This is a genomic window from Flavobacterium sp. Root901, from assembly GCF_001429765.1.
GTDB lineage: Bacteria > Bacteroidota > Bacteroidia > Flavobacteriales > Flavobacteriaceae > Flavobacterium.
Genome location: NZ_LMJB01000008.1, coordinates 318,220 through 340,902, shown reverse-complemented (window position 1 = coordinate 340,902; position 22,683 = coordinate 318,220). Strand labels below are relative to the sequence as shown.

Here is a 22,683-nt window from a genome sequence, read left to right as displayed (position 1 = left end):
CTAATTTATTGGAAGAAATTCCAAACTAAACCAAATCTGATTACAAAATCACGATAAGGGTTATTAGGCGTAGAGAAATAATTACTACTTGAAAATAAAGCGTTTAAATGTTCTCCTTTTACATAAAAACGGGTCTGGCGAATTCTTGCATTAATAAAAATATCAAAAGTGGCATAATTCCCAATTTCGGTTTTATCCTGAACAAAAAACTCTCCAATAACCGGATTATAATCATTGCCATAATATTTGGTAAAATAATTAAATACAATTCCACCCTGGGCATATAATGCTTTTTTGAAAAAGTAATTGGAATAATATATTGCGTTTCTGGTGACAAAATCCGGCACATTTAAAATCGCTTCAGATTGATCTACTTTTTGATACAATAAGGTATTATCCAAAGCAAATTTTCCAAATTTAAATTCTCTGTTAGCTTTAATTTCTAAATAATTAATTGCATTTCCGTACTGAAACGGTTTTATAATCTGCTGACGCTGCTCCATTTGTACATCAGTTGCCGCATCTGCAAAATACAAATGATCTTTTAGAACCGTATAGTTAACCTCAGCATTCAGCCACGGTGTAAAAATGTTGGCGCCTAAAGAGTTTATTTTTTCGTTCTTAAAATTATTTGACCAATTGTATTCTACATAACTGCTTTGATACAAATTATAGTTATTATTTGGCAGTTTGTTGATGTTTCTGTATCTGAAATCAAACTGGATTTTTTCATTTAAGTTATAACGCAGTTTCGCATCCAGATCAGAAAGAGACTGATTGGTAATCGATCTTGAATATAAAAATCGTCCATTCCATTTGTTTTTTTGATATTCGTACTGCGCTCCAAAATTGTTTATCTGCAAAAATAAATTATCCGGAATTGTAGTTTTATCTGCATGAACAATAATTTTATCGTATTGATAATTAGACCTGTAATCATCAAGAAAGAAATTGAATTTTCCTAAAAGAGAATTCTCATAAGCCACACCCACTTTATTATAAAGTCTTTCAAAATGTGTCTGATCGTTTATACCGCTTGTTACATAAGATTCTCCAAAACGCTGTACAGGATCTTCTATACCATCAACTAAAGAAAGGACAGTTGGCTGGTTGTATTCAAAAAATTTATTTTCGTAATTTAACTGGTGATTGATGTATAAATTGTTGTTTCCGTTTGTTGGGTTTATCCTAAAGGCGTGATCAAAAAACAAACGCCTTCCTTTTAAAAATGATTTTGCATCTGTTAAATAAACCTGAAGACGCTGACGGTTTTTAAAATCAGGATCGCCGCTGCTAAAATCTTCTATGGTAGTGATTCCTCCATTTTCTTCATTTGAATTATCCTGATAGGTATAATGTGCATTTAAGGCATATCTTCTGCTTGTTGTTGCATAACTGGTTGTAAACCTGAAATTTCCGGCACTCACTAATTGATTGATATAATCTCCTTCTGAACGCAAACCTCTGTACGCAATAGAAAAATTAAGGTTTTTAGAAACATTCAGCGTAATAAATGAATCTACATTTTGTCCTTTATTAATGGTTGTATTAAAAAATAATTCTGTTAATGGTGTCGCTGCAGAATAATATCGTACTTCGTCTGCTTGTATGTAATTCCAGTGTTTAGCTGTAAAACCAATTTCCGGATACGGCGAAAAACTAGTTAAACTATATTGCAGTGTATTAAGCGGCTGGCCAATGTTAGAAAGTTCTAAAAGTCCAAAAAGGTCTTTTCGAAGATGATTTTGTTTATAAGCGCTTTTTATCGTCAGCGAAGTATCTGCATAAATAGTATCATGTTCTAATGTAATAATTTGATACTGGTCAATAGTAGCAATTTTTGCTTTCTTTTTTTTGAGAGTATCCGTTATACTTGAATATTGGGTATTTATATCTAAATTATTTTTAGAAGCTGGTTTTGGTTTTTCCTGAGAAAACAATAATGCTGGTACAACTAATAGATATAGAAAAATGAATATTCTCATTTGATGGCTTTATATGTAATTATTTCGACAAAATTTGCTAAGCAAAGGTAAATGATAAATATGTATAAATAAAAAAACACTTTAATTTATATAATTGCCTTGGCTGACAGAATGAAAACGAATATTTTTGTGGAAAATTTTATCATATTTGTCTTTTAAAATTTTAAAAATGCTTGAAAAAAATTTCTCAGGATTTATTTTAGAAACCGGAACTGACGAAGCCGGCCGGGGTTGTCTTGCCGGGCCTGTAACGGCTGCAGCCATAATACTGCCTGCAGATTTTGAACACGAAATTTTAAATGACAGTAAACAGCTTTCTGAAAAAACACGCACATTTTTAAAACCAATCATTGAAAAACATGCCGTGTGTTTTGCCGTAACACATTTGTTTCCGGATGAAATTGACGAAATAAATATTTTAAATGCGTCGATGAAAGGAATGCAGGAATGTATTTTAAAATTAAAACATGTTCCTGAATATATTATTGTTGATGGAAATCGCTCCCTTAATGCCAAACTTGGATTGAAAAATAGTTTTGGAAGACAATTTACTCATGAAGAAATTACATTACTAAAATCAATCCCAAACCAAAGTATTATAAAAGGCGATGCAAAATTCCTGAGTATTGCCGCTGCTTCTGTTTTGGCAAAAACGTACCGCGATGAATATATGGATCAAATTCATGAAGAATTTCCAATGTATAACTGGAAAAAAAATAAAGGTTATCCAACAAAAGAACATCGTGACGCTATTAGAAAATACGGCACTACAAAATATCACCGAATGAGTTTCAGGCTTTTGCCAGATCAGCTGGAACTCAATTTCTTTGAAGAATAAAAAAGGCTTATCAATGGATAAGCCTTTTTTAGTTTAAATTACCAATATATTTTAACCCTCTCTTATTTTCTGCTTTTTAAGAATTCGGCAAATTGTTTAGTGTCAAAATAAAATGATCTGATTGCTGTAATTTTTCCGTTTTTTAAATCTAAATGTTCTGAAATTGGCACTGAAAGACTTTTTCCTGATTTTTTAGCTTTACATTTTAAAGTAAAGTAAATAATGACTTCATTCTTAGCTGCATCACTAAGATAAACCGGTTCTTTCTCAATTTCTGAATCAAAATATTCTGTCGATTTTGCAAACATTTTTGTCCATTCGCTAAAACCAGAATAAGTTCCGCCATAAGGAAGGCTTTCTGCCTGATTATAAATTGCGCCATCTTCTATTAATGAAGCCATTTTAATAAAATCCCTGGTTTTAAAAAGACATTCGTAATATTGCGCCGCAACTTTAAAATTATCATTTTCAAGATTTTGTAAAACTTCCGCATCAGACAAAGCAACATCTGAGTTCCAAAAGCCAATAATTTTACTTACCTGACCTTTACCATTTAATCTGGCAAAATCTCGTCCGCCCATTATAAGTTTGTTTTGCTTTGAATCTAAAATCTTCCATTCCCAGGTTACATAATTGTCTTTTACAACTTTTGAACCTGATGTTAATACTGCATCGGGAAATTTTTTATAAAACTCATTTATAACATTATTCAAAGCAGTCTGCCCTTTTATAGATGCCGAAGGATCTTCAAAGGTACTGTCGTCCAGCCAAATAGTTTTAATCAGCTTTAATCTTGCATCACTGTTTTTCTCCTGCCACACTTTTTCGTAAACCGCAATTGCATTTAATTTATCTTTCTTTTGAGCAAAAAGACCATTAAGCATAAAAAGGAAGCAAATGAAGTAGATTTTTCTCATAAGTAATTAGATTAGATTTAGTTAAAAGCTTATATTTTAAGTATTAAACCAAATTTAGTACAAAAACATTAGAAAACCATCTTATTGCGGTAATTTGCCATCCATTCAAAATTAAGGCTCTTATCCTGGTATTTTTAGTTTTTTTTTAATAATCCTTTTACAAAAGGAACTTCTATCCAAAAACAGAAACTTCATCAATCATTCTAAAAGCAGTTTTGAGTTCATTTTCCCATTCAGATATGCTTTCTTGAGAAGCTCTGTCGGCTTTGTCAAAATAAAAATGCTTTTTAATTTCTAATCCGCAATATTTAAAAATCCCGGTATCAGAAGTTAATTCTAACGCTTTGTCCATTCCCATCGCTTCATATTCAGCATTTGATTTTCCGTGAGAGTTTACAATTATAGTTTGTTTTCCTGTCAGCAAACCTTTTTGAATGCCCTGATCGTATCGATAAGCAAATCCGTAGCTAAAAACACGATCGATATAACCTTTCATAATAGCCGGCATTCCGGTCCACCAAATTGGGTAAATAAAAATAATTCTGTCTGCACGGGAAATAAAATCCTGTTCTGTTTGTACATCTTCAGCAACTTGTCCCATTCTTTGTCCCTGCATATCCTGCAAAGAAAGAACCGGATTAAAATTGATTTCATTTAAATCGCGAACGACAATTTCTTGTCCGGATTTTTCTAAAAATTCTATAATTGTGTTTTTAAAGAAATGATTTAAACTTCCTGAATTTGGATGTGCATAAATAATTAAATTTTTCATGTTTTTCTATATTTAAAGATTGAACATGACAAATGTATAATGTACGTTTGGGCTGCAATTGTAAGAAAACGAAATCCTGATTATACTTTTGAACTGCAGATATCGTTTTGAAATTGAAGAAATTTAGTTGGGGAAATATTCATGTAATATTTAAAATCATGAATAAGCTGGCTTTGATCATAATAACCGCATTGGTCTACAATATTTAACCAATCTGTTTTTGATTCGTTTATTATATTTTTCTGAATCTGATTTATTGCTTTAAGAAACCGTTCATACCGATTTGCTTCTTTAATAGTATATCCAAAAATCTTTTTTTGGTTCAGCTGAATATTCCTTTCAGTCTGGTTGATCTGCGATGCTATTGCTTTTATTGGGTTCAGATTTTGATCCTGAAAATCGGTTAAAAGCGTTGTTATTTGATTTTGATCTTTTAAATAAGGCCTGCAAAAATCTAAAATATAATCGACGCGTTCTTTTGTATCAGAAATATTTTTTAGTTCTTCCCATAAAAGGGTAAAACAATTTTCATTAAGTAAATTATCAGGATGTATGGGCAGAGAATCAAAAAGTGCATTGCCAAAGAATCTATAAAAAGCATCTTCTTTAAAATTGGCCGTCAAAATCTCTGACCCAGGTTCTAAAGTATAATCAAAAGCTTGTTTTATCGGGCCTAAAACCATACATTTTTTGACTTCAAGAACAGTATTCTGCTGTGATTTTAAGAATGATCTGGCTCCGAAATTAAAAACCAGAATGGTTTGAAAACTTGGAAGCAGCGTTTTTGTAATGGGAAATTCTGTTTTGTTTTCGGCAAAATAGAAGTGCGAAAAAACAGTTTCAAATGCTGAAGGAACAGCAATTCTGTAATTGTTATTTTCTTCAGCATTTTTCATACTATAGATTTCAGGAACTTATTTAATAAATTCAGCTTCAAATAAATTCGTTAAATGTTTTATGATTTTAGACTTTACTTCTTCTTCGTCAACTTTTTCAACACCAAGTTCAACGTTTAGTGAAGTAACGCCTTTTCCGCGAATTCCGCACGGAATTATGTTATCAAAATAACCTAAATCGACATTTACGTTTAAAGCAAATCCGTGCATGGTAACCCAGCGCGAAGCACGCACGCCCATTGCACATATTTTACGTGCAAACGGAGTTCCTACACCAAGCCATACTCCGGTTTCGCCTTCACTTCTGCCCGATTCCAAACCGTATTCTGCTAAAGTGAGAATAATAGCTTCTTCCAGAAACCGCAGGTATTTATGAATATCCGTAAAGAAATTTTCTAAATCAAGGATAGGATATCCAACAATTTGTCCCGGGCCGTGATAGGTAATATCACCTCCCCGGTTGATTTTATAAAAGGTCGCTCCTTTTGCTTCGAGCTGTTTTTCGTTTAATAATAAGTTTTCTAAATCGCCGCTTTTGCCCAAAGTATAAACATGCGGATGTTCTACAAACAACAAATAATTTGGTGTTGGCAAGTCAAGTTCTTCTCTTCTGTTTTTGATTTTTAAATCGACAATATCCTTGAAAAGTTCTTCCTGATATTCCCAAGTCGATTTATAATCCCGGTTTCCAAGATCCTGAAGTTGAATTTTTGTATTCATTTTTATTATTTTTCAAACTCGACTTCAAAGTTAAGTTTGTCAGGATTCTCCATATAATCCGTGAAAGTGTACTGAATTGTAATTGATTTTCTATCGTCACTAAATAAGGCATTCGGGTTCGATACTTTCTTTATTTTTTTTGGAAAATGATATTTGATCACATAATTGGATGAAGCAAACATCATTTTAGACATTGCAGCCGCCGAATCTTTTTTGACTTCTTTCAGTTTTTGCTGATCGATTGTCGCTTTTCTTATAAATTTCTTTCCGTCGTAAGTATAACTTAATTTGCTGTTGTTATTTCCAAAACCGCTTCCCATTGGACTTGCTGCAGCTGCACCGCCTTCCAGTTTTTGAAGTGTACTTGCTGTTTGTAAAATATCCTGAAGTTCATTTACGTTTTTAAAATCAGTAGTAAAAGTCATTAAAAACTGTTTTTTCTCAGCACTCATTTTGGTGTGAACTACGAAATTTTCGAGTTTTTTAATTTCTTGCTGTGCTTCCGGAGACATTTTTGCAATGCTGTCTTTTTTGTCTGCAAACAATTGTTTGAAAGTAAAGGTAGAATCGATGTCTTTTTTAGCATCAGCTCCCATTTGATTTCCAATTTGATCGCCTGCCATTTCCATTAAAGCAGAACCGTCCATATCGACAGCAAAATTCCCGGTTCCGTTATCGTTGATCGTTATATTTTCAGTGAAAGTACAGCTTGTTAAAACTGCAATTAAAAAGGAGAAACATAGTAATTTATATAATTTCATAGTTGTGAAAATTTTTATCAAATATACGAAGAGTATTTTATTTAAAGATACTAAGGTTCTGAGATTCTAAGACACTAAGATTTGATGGCTTTTAAATCTGTAAATTTAAAAAACAGTTCACTGATCTTACGGATGAAACAGTTTTATGCAGTACTTTTTTAGTCTAAACTTCAAAAATATAAATCTGTGTAAAACCGTTTCATCCGTAAAATCTGCGGTCTATAAACTCATTCCAGAACGACTTCTAAATTTGTCATTTCGGGGTCTCGCAAACAATCTGAAAGTTTAAATTCTAATGTTAAAGATTTTTTATCAGAACTAACTACTGCTTTTTCATTGGAAACAGATTTTATTTTTTGAGGAAAATGATATTGCAGTGTATAAAATTGTATCAGTTTTAAGTTTCCGTATTTTGACTCATAGTTTTTATACCCGTCTTTTGCTTTTTGAAGTTCTTCTGCATTTATAATTGAAACGGAACGTTTAAAAATTTTCCCGTCAAAATCATATGAAATCTTATAATAATGAGTTTCGGCTGTTAAGGCATAATTGTTTTCAAGATCGTCTGCATAATCATCTGTTTTATACAAATCCGGAATTTCAGAAACTTTATTAAAATGAAGCGAAAATGTATTTCGAAATTCCTTTTCGAACGAACTCTTTTTAAGATGGACTTTTACATTTGCGTACGTTTGAAATAGCTTTTGCTCTTCGGGTGTGTATTTTAAAAATGTTTCCTTGTATTTTTCAATATATGCGTTAAAAACATAAGTGGTGTCCTGAAAAATATTTTCGCTTCCGTAGCTTTCTCCTGCCAGTTCCATATAACTGTTTTCTTCCCGAAACTGTTCACTTACAATATCGCCGCTTCCGTCTGGATTAAGGCGAATTGTTTCTGTAATCTGACAGCTTGTAATCAAAATAAAAGATAAAAAGGCTATTATTTTTTTCATTTATTTTTGAAGCTTCTAAAATTGTGAGTGGCTAAGATACTGAGTTTTTGTCATTGCGGGGAACGAAGCCATCTCATTTTATTTCTGCGAAGTTTGTTTTGCAGTGAGATTGCCTCATTCCCGCAATAACAAATTGAAGCGAATAGCGGGACAAAACGTCATTGAAATCCAATAAATTGCTGCTGCAAAAAATCTAAAAACTGCATTCTAAAATCTACATTCTTTTCTTTATCTTTGCACACTTAAAAAAAGAGCACAAAATGGCATTATCAGAACAAGAAATCATCAGAAGAGAAAAACTTCAAAACTTACGCAGCTTAGGAATCAATCCTTATCCAGCTAATCTTTTTCCTGTAAATCATACTTCGAAGCAAATAAAGGAGTCTTTTGAAGAAGGTAAGAAGGTGATTGTTGCCGGACGTTTGATGAGTGTGAGAGATCAGGGAAAAGCTTGTTTTGCCGAATTGCAGGATAGCGAAGGACGTATTCAATTGTACGTGAACCGCGATGTTTTGTGTGAAGGTGATGATAAAACTTTATACAATCAGGTATTTAAAAAATTAACCGATTTAGGTGATTTTATTGGTATTGAAGGAGAATTGTTTACTACGCAGGTTGGTGCAAAATGTATTCGTGTAACTGGTTTTACTTTCTTAAGTAAAACATTACGCCCTTTACCATTGCCAAAGGTTGATGAAGAAGGAAACGTTCACGATGCATTTAACGATGCCGAATTGCGTTACAGAATGCGTTATGTAGATTTAACAGTAAATCAACATGTTAAAGAAACTTTCCTTAAGCGTACAAAGTTATTTAATGCAATGCGCGGTTATTTTAATGACGCAGGTTATATTGAAGTTGAAACTCCGGTTTTACAGCCAATTCCGGGTGGAGCTGCAGCGCGTCCGTTTATCACACATCATAATTCGCTTGATATTCCGCTTTACATGCGTATCGCAAACGAATTGTATTTAAAAAGATTAATTGTTGGCGGATTTGAAGGTGTTTATGAGTTCTCTAAAAACTTTCGTAATGAAGGAATGGACAGAACGCATAATCCTGAATTTACTGCAATGGAAATATATGTAGCCTACAAAGACTACAACTGGATGATGGAATTTGCAGAAGGCTTACTGGAGCATTGTGCAATTGCCGTAAACGGAACCAGTGAAGTTACTTTTGGCGAACATAAAATCAACTTTAAAGCGCCTTATACACGCGTTACGATGACAGATTCTATCAAACATTTTACTGGTTTTGATATCTCCGGAAAAACAGAACAAGAATTGTTTGAAGCTGCCAGAGGAATGGGAATTGAGGTTGACCAAACAATGGGTAAAGGAAAATTGATTGATGAAATTTTTGGTGCAAAATGTGAAGGAAATTATATTCAGCCGACTTTTATTACCGATTATCCAAAAGAAATGTCGCCGCTTTGTAAAGAGCACCGTGACAACCCAGATTTGACTGAGCGTTTTGAATTAATGGTTTGTGGTAAAGAAATTGCAAATGCATATTCTGAATTAAACGATCCAATCGACCAAAGAGAACGTTTTGAAGATCAGATGCGTTTGTCTGAAAAAGGTGATGACGAAGCAAACGGAATTATCGATGAAGATTTCTTAAGAGCCCTTGAATACGGTATGCCGCCAACTTCCGGTATGGGAATTGGAATGGACCGTTTGATCATGTATTTAACAAACAATGCTTCTATTCAGGAAGTTTTATTGTTCCCACAAATGCGTCCGGAGAAAAAGCAGGTAATTGAACTTTCTGATGAAGAGAAATTTATTGTAGATTTATTGAAAGGAAATGACAATAAAATGGATCTTCAGCAATTAAAAATTACTGCTAATTTAAGTGGTAAAAAATGGGATGCTTCTATGAAAAATTTATCTAAACACGGCTTGACTAAAGTGGCTGTTGAAGGTGAATTTAAGTTTGTGGAATTGGTGGGATAAAAATTTAAATTTCAATTAGAAAATTCCAAATTCCAAAATTGGATTTTACATATTTCAAACCCGACAGGTTTTAAAAACCTGTCGGGTTTTTATTATTAAAACGGATATTTTTTATATTTCATATCATAAATATCCAAAACCTTTGTACTTTCTTTTGGAAGTTCATTTTTCCATTTTTCTTCTATTGAAGGGTTTGTGGGATATTTTCCGTTTTTCATTTTAATTTGATGAAAAAGGCCGCCGCTTTTCATTAAAAGATCATAAAATTTTTCTGTTGATGATGTTGTTATATAAATTGGAAAATCGGTAACGGTGAAAGAATTGATTACACTTCCGTCATTATTCAAAATGTATCCGGAACAGCCTCCGTTTCCACAAAAATAAGCATTAGAAAAACCCACAAAATATTCGTTTTTTTGATCATTATTCAAATCAAAAGCATCGTAATAAAAAAATCGGTCTTCTTTTTTCATTACCTTAATATCTTTCTCTAATAAAATACTTAATTGTTTCCTGATGAGTTCGACTGCTTTATCTTCCTTTGCAGGAGCATTACTTACATCTGCAGTTCCTCCCATTGTTTTTGACAAAGTATCCTGAACAATAGTTTTAATAATATTCTTTGAATCATTTTTACTTTGACAGGAACATAACGCCAAAATCCAAACCAGAACTAAAATTTTATTTCTCATATCTGATGTTTTTTATCATATGTAATTTCAAAATCCATTGCAAAACCTATTGGTTAACATTTATACCAGCAAGGCTGCTTTATTTTCAATATCATTATCAGCCAGCAGCGATTTGATATTGTTATAAGTTACCAACGCAATCTGCGTCAAAGCTTCATTAGTAAAAAATGCCTGATGCGCTGTTACCAAAACATTTGGAAAACTCATTAATCGCTGAATATTATCATCTTGAATAATATCTTCTGAAAGATCCCTGAAAAAGAGTTTTTCTTCCTGTTCATAAACGTCAATACCCAAATAACCAATTTTGCCTTCTTTTAAACCTTCTATAACCGCCGAAGTTTCAATCAATCCGCCACGACTGGTATTGATTATCATAACATTTTCTTTCATAAAAGAAATTGAAGTTTTATTGATAACGTGTTTCGTCTGATCATTTAGCGGACAATGAAGCGAAATAATATCACTCGATTTAAAAATCTCCTCTACACTCACAAAAGAAACTCCGTCTTTGATCATTTCCTGATTTTCAACAATATCGTAAGCCAGAACTTTACAGCCAAAACCTAAGGCGATTTTTGCAAAAGCTTTTCCGATATTCCCTGTTCCGATAATGCCGATTGTTTTTCCGAATAAATCAAAACCTAACAATCCGTTTAAGGCGAAGTTTTGCTCGCGGACTCTGTTATACGCTTTATGTGTTTTTCTGTTTAAAGTCAAAATCATCGCCATGGCATGTTCGGCGACAGCCTGAGGAGAATACGCCGGAACACGACAGACTTTCAGATTGTGTTTTTTCGCTGCTTCTAAATCCACATTATTAAAACCAGCACAACGCAATGCAATAATTTTCACGTTTTTTTCTGCTAGTTGTTTAATTACGACTTCGTTTACAATATCGTTTACAAACACACAAACGATTTCAGCATTTTCAATTAAAATGGCTGTCTGGGGATTTAATTGTGTTTCAAAGAAATCCAATTCAAAACCAAATTCATTGTATTTATTAAAGAAAGCTTTGTCGTAAGGCTGTGTTGAGAAAAAGGCAATTTTGTTATTTGATGCTCCAGATAAACTCATAATAGTTTGTTTTGGTTATAACTTCTAATTAAAGTTAATAAATTAATTCTGAAGTAAATTTCTGGCTATAAAAAAAAGTCCCTAATGGAACTTTTTCTATGTTTTTTTTATTCTCTAAACTTTAAATGATTTGTACTAAAAAGTAAACCTATACCGGAATAAGGATCTTTTTTTAAATCAAAAAAATTAGTTACTCCTTTCAGGTCTTCGTATAGATCAGAAATAATTGATGATTTTTGAAATCCATCAATCGTATGATTTATAATAGTGTCTGCAAGACATGTTAGTTCTTTCGAAGGGTTTGTAATGCCGATATTATTTCCAGTTTCCCAATCCCAGACAATCCATTCCCAATTATAGCTTTTGCACACGCAATCAAGCCACAAATAAGAAAGATTTTTAATTTTGATTATTCCTGAATCTTTTTCTTTCCAATATTCTACACTTTCAATTATTGCTTTTATTGCTTCATCTGTTTGATTATATTTAAAATTAGGATTTGAGATTTGAATAATTTTTACTGCGTCGCCTATCTTTGAAATAACCGATTTTAATTCTTTTTCAGTTGGTTTTCTTAAAAAAGCAAATTCTATATCTTGTCTTTCAAAAACAGTTCCCGCAGATTTTACAGTCATTAAAGATGGAATACAACTGATATTGATATTTTGATCCAGAAATTCTTTTTTAGGATCAAATGAAAAATTTTCATCAGTATAAAAACCAGAGACATATTTTTCCTCAATTTCTTTTATTAGTTTGTAATTCTCATAATTCAATTGATTTTTTATTTCGCTTTCATTCTTAAATCTGCAAAAATAATCTGGCTGCAACATCCAGTATAAACAAAGAGCTGTCCCTTTATCAAGGTATTTCTGCTTTATGATCCATTTAAAAGGTTCAATTCCGTCATCGTAATTCCAATGCAAAACAAATTGATGTAGTTCAGGAGCAGTCAGTTTTTTATAGGACATCTCTCCATTTACAGCGTTAAGAACTCTATTCTTATTTTTTTTATTAAACTCTTGCATTTCTTTTGTTTTTCAATTCTTTTCTTATTGCAAACTTACATTAAAAACTATTTCCAAGCTGCCATGATAAGTTATGTAAAAAACAGATTAGGGCACTTTTTTACTGATAAACAAATACTTAAAAACCTCCTTTAAAATTAATAAATCGGAATTCAAACAATATAAATTAAACCAAATCAGTTTAATACTGTCTAAATGCTATAACCTTAAAAAACGAATTATGAAAAAATTATTTATTGCAGCGATGCTATTTGCTGGAATAGCAGGCTTTGCACAAGACATGGATCAAAAACCGGCACGCGAACCTAGAGAAAGATTAACTCCGGAACAACGTAACGAAAAACAACTGCAAAAATTGACTACCGAATTGAATTTAGATGCAAATCAGCAGACTCAGGTAAAACAACTTTTGGCGGAAAGAAGTGCAAAAGCTGAAAAATTCAGAGAAGCGAGAAAAGCAAGCAAAGACAGTGACGTAAAGCCTACTGCTGAAGAAAAAGCAGCCTTCAAAAAACAAATGGAAGATGAAGTTACTTCTAATGATGCTAAAATGAAAGCAATCTTAAAAGAAGATCAGTACACAAAATGGAAAACGCTGCAGGCTGAAAAAAAAGATAAGATGAAAGAAAAAATAAAAGAACGCAGAGACAATCAATAAATTAAAGAGGCTTTTTAGAGCCTCTTTTTTGTTTTAAACAACATTATAGTTTTCTTAATAGTTTTCGTTAAATAAATGATAAACCTGAAAATCGTTTTAAACTTAAAAGATAAATCAACATCTAATTGCTATAAACCTTTTAAAAATAAAAAAAATGAAAAAAATATTTATCGCAGCTTTATTGTTCGTTGGAATGATAAGTTTTGCACAAGATGTCAATCAGAAACCGACACGTGATCAAAAAGAAAATTTAACTCCGGAACAGCGTAATGAAAAGCATTTACAAAAGCTGACTTCTGATTTAAATTTAGATAAGAAACAGCAGGAACAGGTAAAACAACTTTTAGCTGAAAGAAGTGCGAAAGCAGAAAAATTCAGAGAAGCAAGAAAAGACAATAAAACAAAACCTACTGCTGAAGAAAGAGAAGCTTTTAAAAAACAAATGAAAGCTGATAAAGAAGCAAATGATGCTAAAATGAAAGCTATTTTAAACGCTGATCAATATACAAAATGGACGGCTCTTAAAAAAGAACACAAAGGCCACCACAGAAAAGGTGATTTTAAAACACCGCAAGAACGCGATCAGGCTCATTTGCAAAAATTGACAACCGATCTAAACTTAAATGCAGATCAACAAAAACAAATTAGCGAACTTTTATCTGACAGAAGCACAAAAATGGCAATGCTTAAAAAAAGCAGAGGTGACAAACAACCAACTGATGCCGAAAAAGCGGCCATGAAAAAACAGATGAAAGAAGATTTTAAAGCTTATGACGCAAAAATGAAATCTATCTTAAATGCAGATCAATATAAAAAATGGACTGCAATTAAAAAAGAACATAAAGACAAAATGAAAGATCACCGAAAAGATAAAATGTAATTGAGATCAAAAAAAAGAGGCTTTTAAAAAAGCCTCTTTTGTATTAAAAAGTTTTCGAAACTTTATCGATCGCATTTATTGTAAAGTCTAAATCTTCATAGGTAAGTGCATCGGTAATAAACCATGTTTCGTATGCCGATGGCGCGATATAAACTCCTTCATTTAATAATCCGTGGAAGAATTTTTTGAAGGTTTCGTTATCACCTTTTGCCGCGGTTTGAAAATCAGTAACCGGATTTGCATCAAAATGTACTGAAATCATTGAACCTACTCTATTAATAGTAAAAACAACGTTATTTGCTTTTAGAACTCTGTCGATTCCGGCTTCTAAATATGCCGTTTTTTCTTCTAAACGTGTAAAAATTGCTGCGTCATTATTCAAAGCTTGTAACATCGCTAATCCTGCAGCCATTGCCAAAGGATTTCCGGATAATGTTCCAGCTTGGTAAACTGGTCCAAGAGGTGCTAAATAATTCATGATTTCTTCGCGTGCAGCAAAAGCTCCAACCGGAAGTCCGCCGCCAATTACTTTTCCAAAAGTAACAATATCCGCATTGATGTTGTATAATTCCTGAACCCCGCCTTTTGCCAAACGGAAACCGGTCATTACCTCATCAAAAATCAATAAGATTCCGTTTGCGGTACACAACTCTCTTAATCCTTCAAGGAAACCTTTTTGAGGTGGAATACAGCCCATATTTCCGGCAACTGCTTCGATAATAATCGCTGCAATTTCGCCTTTATTGGCTTCGATTAACGTTTTTACGTTTTCCAAATCATTATATTTTGCCAGAAGCGTATCTTTCGCCGTTCCTTCTGTAACACCCGGACTGTTTGGTGAACCAAAAGTTACGGCGCCACTTCCGGCCTGAATCAAGAATGAATCCGAATGTCCGTGGTAACAGCCTGCAAATTTGATAATTTTATCTCTTTTTGTAAATCCGCGGGCTAATCGAATCGCACTCATACAAGCTTCTGTTCCCGAATTTACAAAACGAATTTTATCAATATTCGGAACCATAGAAACGGCCAAAGCTGCAATTTCTGTTTCCAGTTCTGTCGGCATTCCAAATGAAGTACCCAGTTTTGCTTTTTCAATAACAGCATCAACTACCGGCTGATACGCATGACCCAGAACCATTGGTCCCCAGGAGTTAATGTAATCTATTAATTTGTTTCCGTCTTCGTCGTATAAATAAGCACCTTTGGCACTTTTTACAAAAATTGGAGTTCCTCCTACGGCTTTAAAAGCACGAACTGGCGAATTTACTCCTCCCGGAATTACTTTTTCTGCTTCAGCAAAAAGCTGACTACTTCTTTTATAAATCATTATTAAGATTTTAGATTTCTGAATTTAGATTTTAGATTGATTTTACTCGGAATGAAAACTGAGACTGAGACTGAAAACTCTACTTCACTCTCAACTTCTGTCCAATCGAAAGCGCATTATCAGTCAGATTATTTTTTTGTTTTAAATCATCGACTAATAAATTGAATTTTTTTGAGATAGAATATAAAGTATCCCCTTTTTGAACTTCATATAAATTAGGATCATTCGAATTTGAACCTGAACCTGAAGACGAACTTCTTGTCGAAGCTGATTTATTAATAGCTACATACGTTTTTCCCGTAACCTGACAATCGTACTGATGCAGATTGTAACGCTCAATATAACCAATTAATTTATCCGGATAATTAGGATCTGTCGCGTAACCTGCAGCACGCAAGCCTTTTGCCCAGGTTTTATAATCGTCTTTTTCGTAAGTAAATAATGCTGCGTATCTTTTTTTGCCCACTAAAAACAAAGCATGATCACGGTAAGATTCTGAAGCTTCATTGTATTTTCTAAAACATTCCTGAGACGAATCGTCATCATGTCGAACACTTTCTCCTAGCCAGTCGTTGTGGCATTTTATTCCGAAATGGTTATTGGCTTCAATTGCCAAATCTCCTTTTCCCGCACCGGATTCTAAGATTCCCTGTGCCAGAATTATACTTGCAGGAATACCGTATTTCTGCATATTTCCCATTGCAATATCTTTGTATTGCAAAACATAATTATTAATTAAATCGCTGGTTACAACTGTTTTTGAAGTCGACTGAATAACTTCAGTTGTATTATTTGTAGAAGGATATTTTGCCGTTGGTTTAGAAGTAACTCCTTTTTTAGTCGAAGCCGTTCTTGGTTTCTGCACTGCAGCAGCTTTTTTGGTTGTGGCAATAGCCGGCTTACTTGAAGAACAGCTTGCCAGTGCCGCGATTACAAAGAGGAGTATTATTTTTTTAAACATTCTTTTTGAGTATTGGTAATTTTTTCTGCTTCAGCTTCAAATTCATTCCGTCAATTCCCTGCAGTCCGCCGGTGTGAATGAGTAAAATTTTTGAATGTGCAGGAAAATAATTTTTGCTGATTAAATCTATAACGCCAAAAACCATCTTTCCTGTATAAATTGGGTCTAAAGGCACTTTATTTTCTTCTAAAAAAGAATTGATAAATTCGATTAATTCTAAATTTACCTTGCCATATCCGCCAAAATGATAGTCAGAAATTAAATTCCAGTTATCTTTTTTTGCAAAAATACGAATTTCATCCTTTAAAAAATCACCTTTTAATGCCGGAAAACCTAAAATTTTCTGATTTGGAACTGCACTATTTATTAATCCCGAAATTGTTCCTCCGGTTCCTACAGCACAGCAAACATAATTAAAAACCGAATCTTCATCGGTTAAAATCTCTTCGCAGCCTTTTACTGCGAGTTCATTTGTGCCTCCTTCCGGAACTAAATAAAAATCGCCAAACTTCGCTTTTAATTTTTCTATAAATGAATTTTCGCTTTTTAAACGATAGTCTTCTCTTGAAATAAATTCAAATTCCATTCCGTTTTCCTGAGCAAATTTCAAAGTTGGATTTTCTTCAATTTTATCTGAAAGCTCATCACCACGAATAATCCCGATGGTTTTAAAACCCTGCTCTTTTCCGGCAAAAGCAGCTGCCGCAATATGATTGGAAAATGCTCCGCCAAAAGTCAATAAAGTGTATTTATTTTCGGCTTTCGCCTGAAGTAAATTGTATTTTAATTTTCTGAATTTATTTCCCGAAACAAAAGGATGAATTTGATCTTCTCGCTTTATTGTCAAAGAAATATTATTTGGAAAACGGATATTTACAGGTTGATTGAAAACTGGATTCATTTTTTTTAGTCAAAAGTTGAAAGTCATAATTATCTTAAAGCCTAAGCTTATGGCTTTTGATGTAATGTAAAAACTGAAAAAAAGATCTGTTATTTAAATACTTTAAATCGGTTTCTTTGGCGTAAGCTTCTCTTTCAAAACTAATATTTCTATAAGCAAGGTCTGTACTTTTATATTGAATTAAACGAATAATATATTCCAAAAAATACCAGATAAAAAACGGAATTACCAGCATTTCCAGCTGTTGTCTTAAATGTATTTTTTCATGATTTAAAAAAACAACATTTACCTGATCTTTATAATATTTAATTAAAATGAACGGAAACACAGCCATTCCGCGATATCCTTTTGGAATTAAATATTTGGCAACAATCAGAAACATTGGCTGTAAAATTTATAAATTTGCAGCTATAAAATTGTTTGATTTCAATAAAATCATAATCAAATATTTTTATTTTTGATTTAAAGTTATCAAAACACGAACTCGAAGCTGATCTATGAAAGAGCAAAGTAATGAAAATAAATTAATAGAAGGCGAAGATTTTTACTATACCCCTGAAGGTTATAAATGTTTTACCGAAAAACATCATTTAAAAAGAGGTTATTGCTGTAAAAGCGGCTGTCGTCATTGTCCATACGGTTTTGATAAACGAACCGGAGAAATAAAGAAAATTAGATAATGCGGCAATTTGAAAATTAGATAATTTTTCAAATCTAAAATCTAAAATCAGAAATCTAAAATATTTTACATGGATATCCATTCAAGAAAATTCAGGATTAAAATCCACAAGTCTTATCACAGGTCGGATATCCGTTATCCCTAGTCATTTTAATTAGAAGATACCGCAATTTGAAAATGTGATAATTATTTATTAGAAATTTAAATTGTTGTACCGCTCCTGCCGGAGCTTTTGTATTGGCGATCATAATTTCTATAAAATTTCGCCTTTCCAAGGCTTTATTTCTGGTTTGGCAAATTTAATAGTCCCTTTAGGAGCGACATATCTATAGAACTAATTAATGATCTCTCGCATTTGATCCCCATTGGGGCAGCATAAAAACGAAAAATTAATCTGTTGTTAATCTAAGTTAAATATCTTAGCAACTTAGGACCTTAGCAACTCAGCATCTTTAAAAAAAATGACTTTCAAAGAACAAATACAACAAGGAATCCCATCTATATTACCTCCAAAGGCCGCATACGATTTGGCAATAAACCACGCACCAAAACGAAAAGAAATTCTTTCTGCGGAAGAAAAAAAACTGGCTCTAAAAAATGCTTTGCGTTATTTTGAACCTCAACATCATGCCGAATTAATTGAGGAATTTTCAGAAGAATTGGAAAAATACGGACGTATTTATATGTATCGTCTTCGTCCTGATTACAGAATGTACGCGCGTCCAATTGATGAATATCCGGGAAAATCCCTGCAGGCAAAAGCGATTATGCACATGATTCAGAACAATCTGGATTATGCTGTGGCGCAGCATCCGCACGAATTGATTACCTATGGCGGAAACGGAGCTGTTTTCCAAAACTGGGCACAGTATTTATTGACGATGCAGTATCTTTCTGAAATGACAGACGAACAGACTTTAACCATGTATTCAGGACATCCGATGGGATTATTCCCTTCGCATAAAGAAGCTCCCAGAGTTGTCGTTACCAACGGAATGGTAATACCGAATTATTCAAAACCGGACGATTGGGAAAAAATGAATGCATTGGGCGTTTCGCAATATGGCCAAATGACTGCAGGAAGTTATATGTACATTGGACCGCAGGGAATTGTACACGGAACTACCATTACGGTTTTGAATGGTTTCAGAAAAATAAAACAAAATCCGGAAGGAAGTTTATTTGTAACTTCCGGACTGGGCGGAATGTCTGGCGCACAGCCAAAAGCGGGAAATATTGCCGGCTGTATTACGGTCTGCGCCGAAGTGAATCCAAAAATTACCAAAATCCGTCATGAACAGGGATGGATTAACGAAATTGTAACTTCGACCGAAGAATTGGTTGCGAGAGTCAATTCGGCGAAAGCCAAAAAAGAAACGGTTTCTATTGCTTATTTAGGAAATGTGGTGGATGTTTGGGAATGTTTCGACAAAGAAAATATCAAAATCGATTTAGGTTCAGACCAGACTTCACTCCATAATCCTTGGGCCGGAGGTTATTATCCGGTTGGAATTTCTTTTGAAGAGGCCAACAAAATGATGGCCGAAAATCCGGAATTATTCAAAGAAAAAGTACAGGAAACATTACGCCGTCACGCCGATGCCATCAATAAACACACTGCAAAAGGAACTTATTTCTTTGATTATGGAAATGCCTTTTTATTGGAAGCGTCACGTGCCGGAGCTGATGTAATGGCTACAAATAATATCGATTTTAAATATCCTAGTTATGTTCAGGATATTATGGGACCAATGTGTTTTGATTACGGTTTTGGACCTTTCCGCTGGGTTTGTACCTCTGGAAAACCGGAAGATTTATTAAAAACCGATGCAATTGCATGTCAGGTTTTAGAAGAAATGGCAAAAACAGCTCCGGACGAAATTCAGCAGCAAATGCAGGATAATATCAAATGGATCAAAGGTGCGCAGGAAAACAAATTGGTTGTGGGTTCTCAGGCACGTATTTTATATGCTGACGCAGAAGGCAGAATCAAAATTGCAGAAGCTTTTAATCAGGCGATTGCAAAAGGCGAAATTGGCGCTGTGGTTTTAGGACGCGATCATCATGACGTTTCGGGAACCGACTCGCCTTACAGAGAAACTTCAAACATTTACGATGGTTCCCGTTTTACTGCCGATATGGCGATTCATAATGTAATTGGAGACAGCTTTCGCGGAGCAACATGGGTATCCATTCATAATGGCGGCGGAGTTGGTTGGGGAGAGGTTATAAACGGCGGATTTGGTATGGTTCTTGATGGTTCTAAAGAAGCTTCAAACCGCTTAGCATCAATGCTTTTTTGGGATGTTAACAACGGAATTTCAAGACGAAGCTGGGCTCGAAACGAAGGTGCTGTTTTTGCCATAAAAAGAGCAATGGAAGTTCAGCCATTATTAAAAGTAACTTTGCCCAATATGGTAGACGAGAGTTTGCTTTAAAGTTACTCCTAAACAGAGAACATTAAATTTCTAATAATTATGAAAACATTCAAGTTAGTTCCGATTTTTCTGCTTTTGATACTTTCATCCTGCAGCAGTATTACTGTTTATTCTGATTACGACAAGAATGTCGATTTTGCGCCTTATAAAACTTACGCTTTCTTTAAGCCCGGAATTGACAAGGTTGAAATTTCTGATTTGGATAAAAGACGTATTCTTCACGCTATTGATAATGAAATGCAGGCAAAAGGATTCACAAAAAGTGATAATCCGGATTTGTTAGTAAACATTTTTACCAAATCGAGAGAACAAGTAAACGTTAACCAATTTAGTGCCGGATGGGGTTACGGCTGGGGATGGGGATGGAATCCTTATATGATGTATGGCGGTCAGACTACAGTTTCTACTTCTACAGAAGGAACTTTATACATTGATTTGATTGATGCTAAAAAGAAAGAAATGATCTGGCAGGGCGAAGGTCTAGGCACACTGACCAAAAACGTAGATAAGAAAGATGAGAAGATCGCTGAGTTTGTAAACAAAATTTTAGCGCAGTATCCGCCAGTCAAAAAATAATTTTCAGCCCCGGTTAACAATTTTCAGTTTATTTTTTTTTATAAAACTTAAATACGGCTGTTAACTGCTTCAGAAAAAATAATTATATTTGTTAATCTATCGATTAAAAATGAAAAATTTTAATAACATTATTATCGCTATTATCAGCATTATTGCAATTCTGCAGTGATGGCGAGGTGTTATATAAATAATTAAAATATAATTTATAAAAACCTCCCGCACCGGGAGGTTTTTTATTTTAAAAAGATTTTAAAAACATTAGATTTTTTGTCGCAGATTTCACAGATTTAAAATCAATTTAATCCTTTAAATCTTTGGCAAAAAATAAAAAACAAAACAACATGAGTTTATTTAACGAAGTACTAAACGCAAAAAAGCAGCTCGAAAATGTAGTTGCCGCTACTTCTCTAACCCAAAATTTAAATCTTTCAGACGAATTTAAATCGACTATTTTATTAAAGCGTGAAGATTTACAAATTGTCCGTTCGTATAAAATCAGAGGCGCTTATAATAAGATTTCTTCGTTAAGCGAAAAAGAAAAAGCAAACGGAATTATTTGTGCCAGTGCCGGAAATCATGCCCAAGGAGTTGCTTATTCCTGCAGCTTACTTCATATAAAAGGCAAAATTTATATGCCAAAAACAACTCCAAAACAAAAAGTAAAACAAGTACAATTGTTTGGAAAATCATTTGTTGAAATTGTTTTGACAGGAGATACTTTTGATGACTCTTATGCCTCTGCAACTGCCGATGCCATTAAAAATCACAAAACGTTTATTCATCCTTTTGATGACGAAAAAGTTATTGCCGGACAGGGAACTGTTGGTTTAGAAATTCTCGAAAGTTTTAAAGAACCAATCGATTATGTTTTTGTTCCGATTGGCGGAGGCGGACTTGCTTCTGGTTTATCTGAAGTTTTTAAACATTTGAGTCCGCATACTAAAATTATCGGCGTTGAGCCAAAAGGCGCACCTTCGATGAAAACTTCTATTGAAGAAAATAAAAATACCGCATTAAAAACAATCGACAAATTTGTTGATGGCGCGGCCGTAAAACAAGTGGGTGATAAAACTTTTGAAATCTGCCGCTATAATCTGGAAGATATTATTCTGGTTCCCGAAGGAAAAGTCTGCACGACAATTTTGCGTTTATACAATGAAGAAGCCATGGTTGTTGAACCCGCAGGTGCTTTGACAATAGCTGCTTTGGATTTTTATAAAGATAAAATTAAGGGCAAAAATGTTGTCTGTGTTGTCAGCGGAAGCAATAATGATATTGAAAGAACGGCCGAAATTAAAGAACGTTCTTTACTTTATGAAGGCTTAATGCATTATTTCATGATTCAGTTTCCGCAGCGTCCCGGAGCATTAAAAGAGTTTGTAAATAATATTTTAGGACCTGATGATGATATAACTTATTTTCAGTTTGCCAAGAAAAACAGCCGTGAAGTTGGCTCTGTCGTTGTGGGTTTAGAGTTGAAAAAGAAAAAAGATATTCTGCCTATTAAAATGAAAATGACTCAATACGGATTTGAATTTCAATATTTAAATGACAATCAGGATTTGTTTACCCAATTAATTGGATAAAAATAAAAGGCTGCCTAAAAATTAGACAGCCTTTTAAGCATCAATATAAAATTACTAATTGAATTCTCGAT

22 protein-coding genes are annotated in these 22,683 nt (G+C 33.6%); 8 read left to right on the top strand and 14 right to left on the bottom strand.

What is annotated here, in order from left to right; translation table 11 throughout:
* Positions 1-5: 5 nt before the first annotated feature.
* Positions 6-1,985, bottom strand: a complete 1,980-nt coding sequence (locus tag ASE21_RS17000; RefSeq protein ID WP_057123928.1) for a putative porin — start codon at positions 1,983-1,985, stop codon at positions 6-8.
* Between the two features lie 169 nt (positions 1,986-2,154).
* Here ASE21_RS17000 and ASE21_RS16995 point away from each other — a divergent pair, with 169 nt between their 5' ends.
* Positions 2,155-2,823, top strand: coding sequence for a ribonuclease HII (locus ASE21_RS16995; RefSeq protein ID WP_057123985.1), 669 nt, complete (start codon positions 2,155-2,157; stop codon positions 2,821-2,823).
* Positions 2,824-2,885: 62 nt separating this feature from the next.
* Here ASE21_RS16995 and ASE21_RS16990 read toward each other — a convergent pair whose 3' ends face one another.
* The 6 genes from ASE21_RS16990 to ASE21_RS16965 form a co-directional block, all read right to left on the bottom strand.
* Positions 2,886-3,740: a nuclear transport factor 2 family protein gene (locus tag ASE21_RS16990; protein WP_128414714.1), complete on the bottom strand. Its 855-nt coding sequence runs from the start codon at positions 3,738-3,740 to the stop codon at positions 2,886-2,888.
* 172 nt (positions 3,741-3,912) lie between these two features.
* Positions 3,913-4,512 carry an NAD(P)H-dependent oxidoreductase gene (locus ASE21_RS16985; RefSeq protein WP_057123926.1) on the bottom strand — a complete coding sequence of 200 codons (600 nt, stop codon included), beginning with the start codon at positions 4,510-4,512 and terminating at the stop codon, positions 3,913-3,915.
* Between the two features lie 80 nt (positions 4,513-4,592).
* Positions 4,593-5,408 carry an AraC family transcriptional regulator gene (locus tag ASE21_RS16980; RefSeq protein ID WP_057123925.1) on the bottom strand — a complete coding sequence of 272 codons (816 nt, stop codon included), beginning with the start codon at positions 5,406-5,408 and terminating at the stop codon, positions 4,593-4,595.
* Positions 5,409-5,426: 18 nt separating this feature from the next.
* A complete protein-coding gene (lipB, locus tag ASE21_RS16975; protein WP_057123924.1) occupies positions 5,427-6,128 on the bottom strand; it encodes a lipoyl(octanoyl) transferase LipB in 702 nt (233 codons plus the stop codon).
* Between the two features lie 5 nt (positions 6,129-6,133).
* Entirely contained in the window at positions 6,134-6,889 is a 756-nt protein-coding gene (locus tag ASE21_RS16970; RefSeq protein WP_057123923.1) for a hypothetical protein, read from the bottom strand.
* 227 nt (positions 6,890-7,116) lie between these two features.
* Entirely contained in the window at positions 7,117-7,842 is a 726-nt protein-coding gene (locus ASE21_RS16965) for a hypothetical protein (RefSeq protein WP_057123922.1), read from the bottom strand.
* Positions 7,843-8,102: 260 nt separating this feature from the next.
* Here ASE21_RS16965 and lysS point away from each other — a divergent pair, with 260 nt between their 5' ends.
* On the top strand, positions 8,103-9,803 hold the full coding sequence (gene lysS / locus ASE21_RS16960; protein ID WP_057123921.1) for a lysine--tRNA ligase: 1,701 nt from the start codon (positions 8,103-8,105) through the stop codon (positions 9,801-9,803).
* A 95-nt stretch (positions 9,804-9,898) separates the two neighbouring features.
* Here the strand turns inward: lysS and ASE21_RS16955 are convergent, their stop codons facing one another.
* From ASE21_RS16955 to ASE21_RS16945, 3 genes are all read right to left on the bottom strand, one after another.
* Positions 9,899-10,495, bottom strand: a complete 597-nt coding sequence (locus ASE21_RS16955; protein WP_057123920.1) for a hypothetical protein — start codon at positions 10,493-10,495, stop codon at positions 9,899-9,901.
* Between the two features lie 60 nt (positions 10,496-10,555).
* Positions 10,556-11,575, bottom strand: coding sequence for a 2-hydroxyacid dehydrogenase (locus tag ASE21_RS16950; protein WP_057123919.1), 1,020 nt, complete (start codon positions 11,573-11,575; stop codon positions 10,556-10,558).
* 107 nt (positions 11,576-11,682) lie between these two features.
* Entirely contained in the window at positions 11,683-12,603 is a 921-nt protein-coding gene (locus tag ASE21_RS16945; protein ID WP_057123918.1) for a DUF4274 domain-containing protein, read from the bottom strand.
* 220 nt (positions 12,604-12,823) lie between these two features.
* Between ASE21_RS16945 and ASE21_RS16940 the strand changes: the two genes are divergently transcribed.
* Together ASE21_RS16940 and ASE21_RS22335 are read left to right on the top strand one after the other, a co-directional pair.
* The gene (locus tag ASE21_RS16940) at positions 12,824-13,261 is read left to right on the top strand and encodes a hypothetical protein (RefSeq protein ID WP_057123917.1); all 438 of its coding nucleotides are present in this window, start codon (positions 12,824-12,826) and stop codon (positions 13,259-13,261) included.
* Between the two features lie 154 nt (positions 13,262-13,415).
* The gene (locus tag ASE21_RS22335) at positions 13,416-14,141 is read left to right on the top strand and encodes a hypothetical protein (protein WP_242410296.1); all 726 of its coding nucleotides are present in this window, start codon (positions 13,416-13,418) and stop codon (positions 14,139-14,141) included.
* Between the two features lie 43 nt (positions 14,142-14,184).
* Here the strand turns inward: ASE21_RS22335 and hemL are convergent, their stop codons facing one another.
* The 4 genes from hemL to ASE21_RS16915 form a co-directional block, all read right to left on the bottom strand.
* Positions 14,185-15,471, bottom strand: coding sequence for a glutamate-1-semialdehyde 2,1-aminomutase (hemL, locus tag ASE21_RS16930; protein ID WP_057123916.1), 1,287 nt, complete (start codon positions 15,469-15,471; stop codon positions 14,185-14,187).
* 79 nt (positions 15,472-15,550) lie between these two features.
* A complete protein-coding gene (locus ASE21_RS16925) occupies positions 15,551-16,432 on the bottom strand; it encodes a glucosaminidase domain-containing protein (RefSeq protein WP_057123915.1) in 882 nt (293 codons plus the stop codon).
* On the bottom strand, positions 16,425-17,333 hold the full coding sequence (locus tag ASE21_RS16920) for a 1-aminocyclopropane-1-carboxylate deaminase/D-cysteine desulfhydrase (protein ID WP_057123914.1): 909 nt from the start codon (positions 17,331-17,333) through the stop codon (positions 16,425-16,427). Before ASE21_RS16920 ends, ASE21_RS16925 begins: the two co-directional genes overlap by 8 nt.
* 34 nt (positions 17,334-17,367) lie before the next feature.
* Positions 17,368-17,715, bottom strand: coding sequence for a hypothetical protein (locus ASE21_RS16915; protein ID WP_057123913.1), 348 nt, complete (start codon positions 17,713-17,715; stop codon positions 17,368-17,370).
* 115 nt (positions 17,716-17,830) lie between these two features.
* Between ASE21_RS16915 and ASE21_RS16910 the strand changes: the two genes are divergently transcribed.
* From ASE21_RS16910 to ilvA, 4 genes are all read left to right on the top strand, one after another.
* Positions 17,831-18,013 carry a DUF5522 domain-containing protein gene (locus ASE21_RS16910; protein WP_057123912.1) on the top strand — a complete coding sequence of 61 codons (183 nt, stop codon included), beginning with the start codon at positions 17,831-17,833 and terminating at the stop codon, positions 18,011-18,013.
* Positions 18,014-18,473: 460 nt separating this feature from the next.
* On the top strand, positions 18,474-20,450 hold the full coding sequence (locus tag ASE21_RS16905) for a urocanate hydratase (protein ID WP_057123909.1): 1,977 nt from the start codon (positions 18,474-18,476) through the stop codon (positions 20,448-20,450).
* 39 nt (positions 20,451-20,489) lie between these two features.
* Positions 20,490-21,026, top strand: coding sequence for a DUF4136 domain-containing protein (locus ASE21_RS16900; protein ID WP_057123907.1), 537 nt, complete (start codon positions 20,490-20,492; stop codon positions 21,024-21,026).
* A 341-nt stretch (positions 21,027-21,367) separates the two neighbouring features.
* Positions 21,368-22,612 carry a threonine ammonia-lyase IlvA gene (ilvA, locus tag ASE21_RS16895; protein ID WP_057123984.1) on the top strand — a complete coding sequence of 415 codons (1,245 nt, stop codon included), beginning with the start codon at positions 21,368-21,370 and terminating at the stop codon, positions 22,610-22,612.
* Positions 22,613-22,683: the final 71 nt, after the last annotated feature.

What these genes read in the sequence shown, in the direction of transcription:
- ASE21_RS17000 (WP_057123928.1), bottom strand. Translation starts at nt 1,985, where the DNA reads ATGAGAATATTCATTTTTCTATATCTATTAGTTGTACCAGCATTATTG.
- ASE21_RS16995 (WP_057123985.1), top strand. Translation starts at nt 2,155, where the DNA reads ATGCTTGAAAAAAATTTCTCAGGATTTATTTTAGAAACCGGAACTGAC.
- ASE21_RS16990 (WP_128414714.1), bottom strand. Translation starts at nt 3,740, where the DNA reads ATGAGAAAAATCTACTTCATTTGCTTCCTTTTTATGCTTAATGGTCTT.
- ASE21_RS16985 (WP_057123926.1), bottom strand. Translation starts at nt 4,512, where the DNA reads ATGAAAAATTTAATTATTTATGCACATCCAAATTCAGGAAGTTTAAAT.
- ASE21_RS16980 (WP_057123925.1), bottom strand. Translation starts at nt 5,408, where the DNA reads ATGAAAAATGCTGAAGAAAATAACAATTACAGAATTGCTGTTCCTTCA.
- lipB (WP_057123924.1), bottom strand. Translation starts at nt 6,128, where the DNA reads ATGAATACAAAAATTCAACTTCAGGATCTTGGAAACCGGGATTATAAA.
- ASE21_RS16970 (WP_057123923.1), bottom strand. Translation starts at nt 6,889, where the DNA reads ATGAAATTATATAAATTACTATGTTTCTCCTTTTTAATTGCAGTTTTA.
- ASE21_RS16965 (WP_057123922.1), bottom strand. Translation starts at nt 7,842, where the DNA reads ATGAAAAAAATAATAGCCTTTTTATCTTTTATTTTGATTACAAGCTGT.
- lysS (WP_057123921.1), top strand. Translation starts at nt 8,103, where the DNA reads ATGGCATTATCAGAACAAGAAATCATCAGAAGAGAAAAACTTCAAAAC.
- ASE21_RS16955 (WP_057123920.1), bottom strand. Translation starts at nt 10,495, where the DNA reads ATGAGAAATAAAATTTTAGTTCTGGTTTGGATTTTGGCGTTATGTTCC.
- ASE21_RS16950 (WP_057123919.1), bottom strand. Translation starts at nt 11,575, where the DNA reads ATGAGTTTATCTGGAGCATCAAATAACAAAATTGCCTTTTTCTCAACA.
- ASE21_RS16945 (WP_057123918.1), bottom strand. Translation starts at nt 12,603, where the DNA reads ATGCAAGAGTTTAATAAAAAAAATAAGAATAGAGTTCTTAACGCTGTA.
- ASE21_RS16940 (WP_057123917.1), top strand. Translation starts at nt 12,824, where the DNA reads ATGAAAAAATTATTTATTGCAGCGATGCTATTTGCTGGAATAGCAGGC.
- ASE21_RS22335 (WP_242410296.1), top strand. Translation starts at nt 13,416, where the DNA reads ATGAAAAAAATATTTATCGCAGCTTTATTGTTCGTTGGAATGATAAGT.
- hemL (WP_057123916.1), bottom strand. Translation starts at nt 15,471, where the DNA reads ATGATTTATAAAAGAAGTAGTCAGCTTTTTGCTGAAGCAGAAAAAGTA.
- ASE21_RS16925 (WP_057123915.1), bottom strand. Translation starts at nt 16,432, where the DNA reads ATGTTTAAAAAAATAATACTCCTCTTTGTAATCGCGGCACTGGCAAGC.
- ASE21_RS16920 (WP_057123914.1), bottom strand. Translation starts at nt 17,333, where the DNA reads ATGAATCCAGTTTTCAATCAACCTGTAAATATCCGTTTTCCAAATAAT.
- ASE21_RS16915 (WP_057123913.1), bottom strand. Translation starts at nt 17,715, where the DNA reads ATGTTTCTGATTGTTGCCAAATATTTAATTCCAAAAGGATATCGCGGA.
- ASE21_RS16910 (WP_057123912.1), top strand. Translation starts at nt 17,831, where the DNA reads ATGAAAGAGCAAAGTAATGAAAATAAATTAATAGAAGGCGAAGATTTT.
- ASE21_RS16905 (WP_057123909.1), top strand. Translation starts at nt 18,474, where the DNA reads ATGACTTTCAAAGAACAAATACAACAAGGAATCCCATCTATATTACCT.
- ASE21_RS16900 (WP_057123907.1), top strand. Translation starts at nt 20,490, where the DNA reads ATGAAAACATTCAAGTTAGTTCCGATTTTTCTGCTTTTGATACTTTCA.
- ilvA (WP_057123984.1), top strand. Translation starts at nt 21,368, where the DNA reads ATGAGTTTATTTAACGAAGTACTAAACGCAAAAAAGCAGCTCGAAAAT.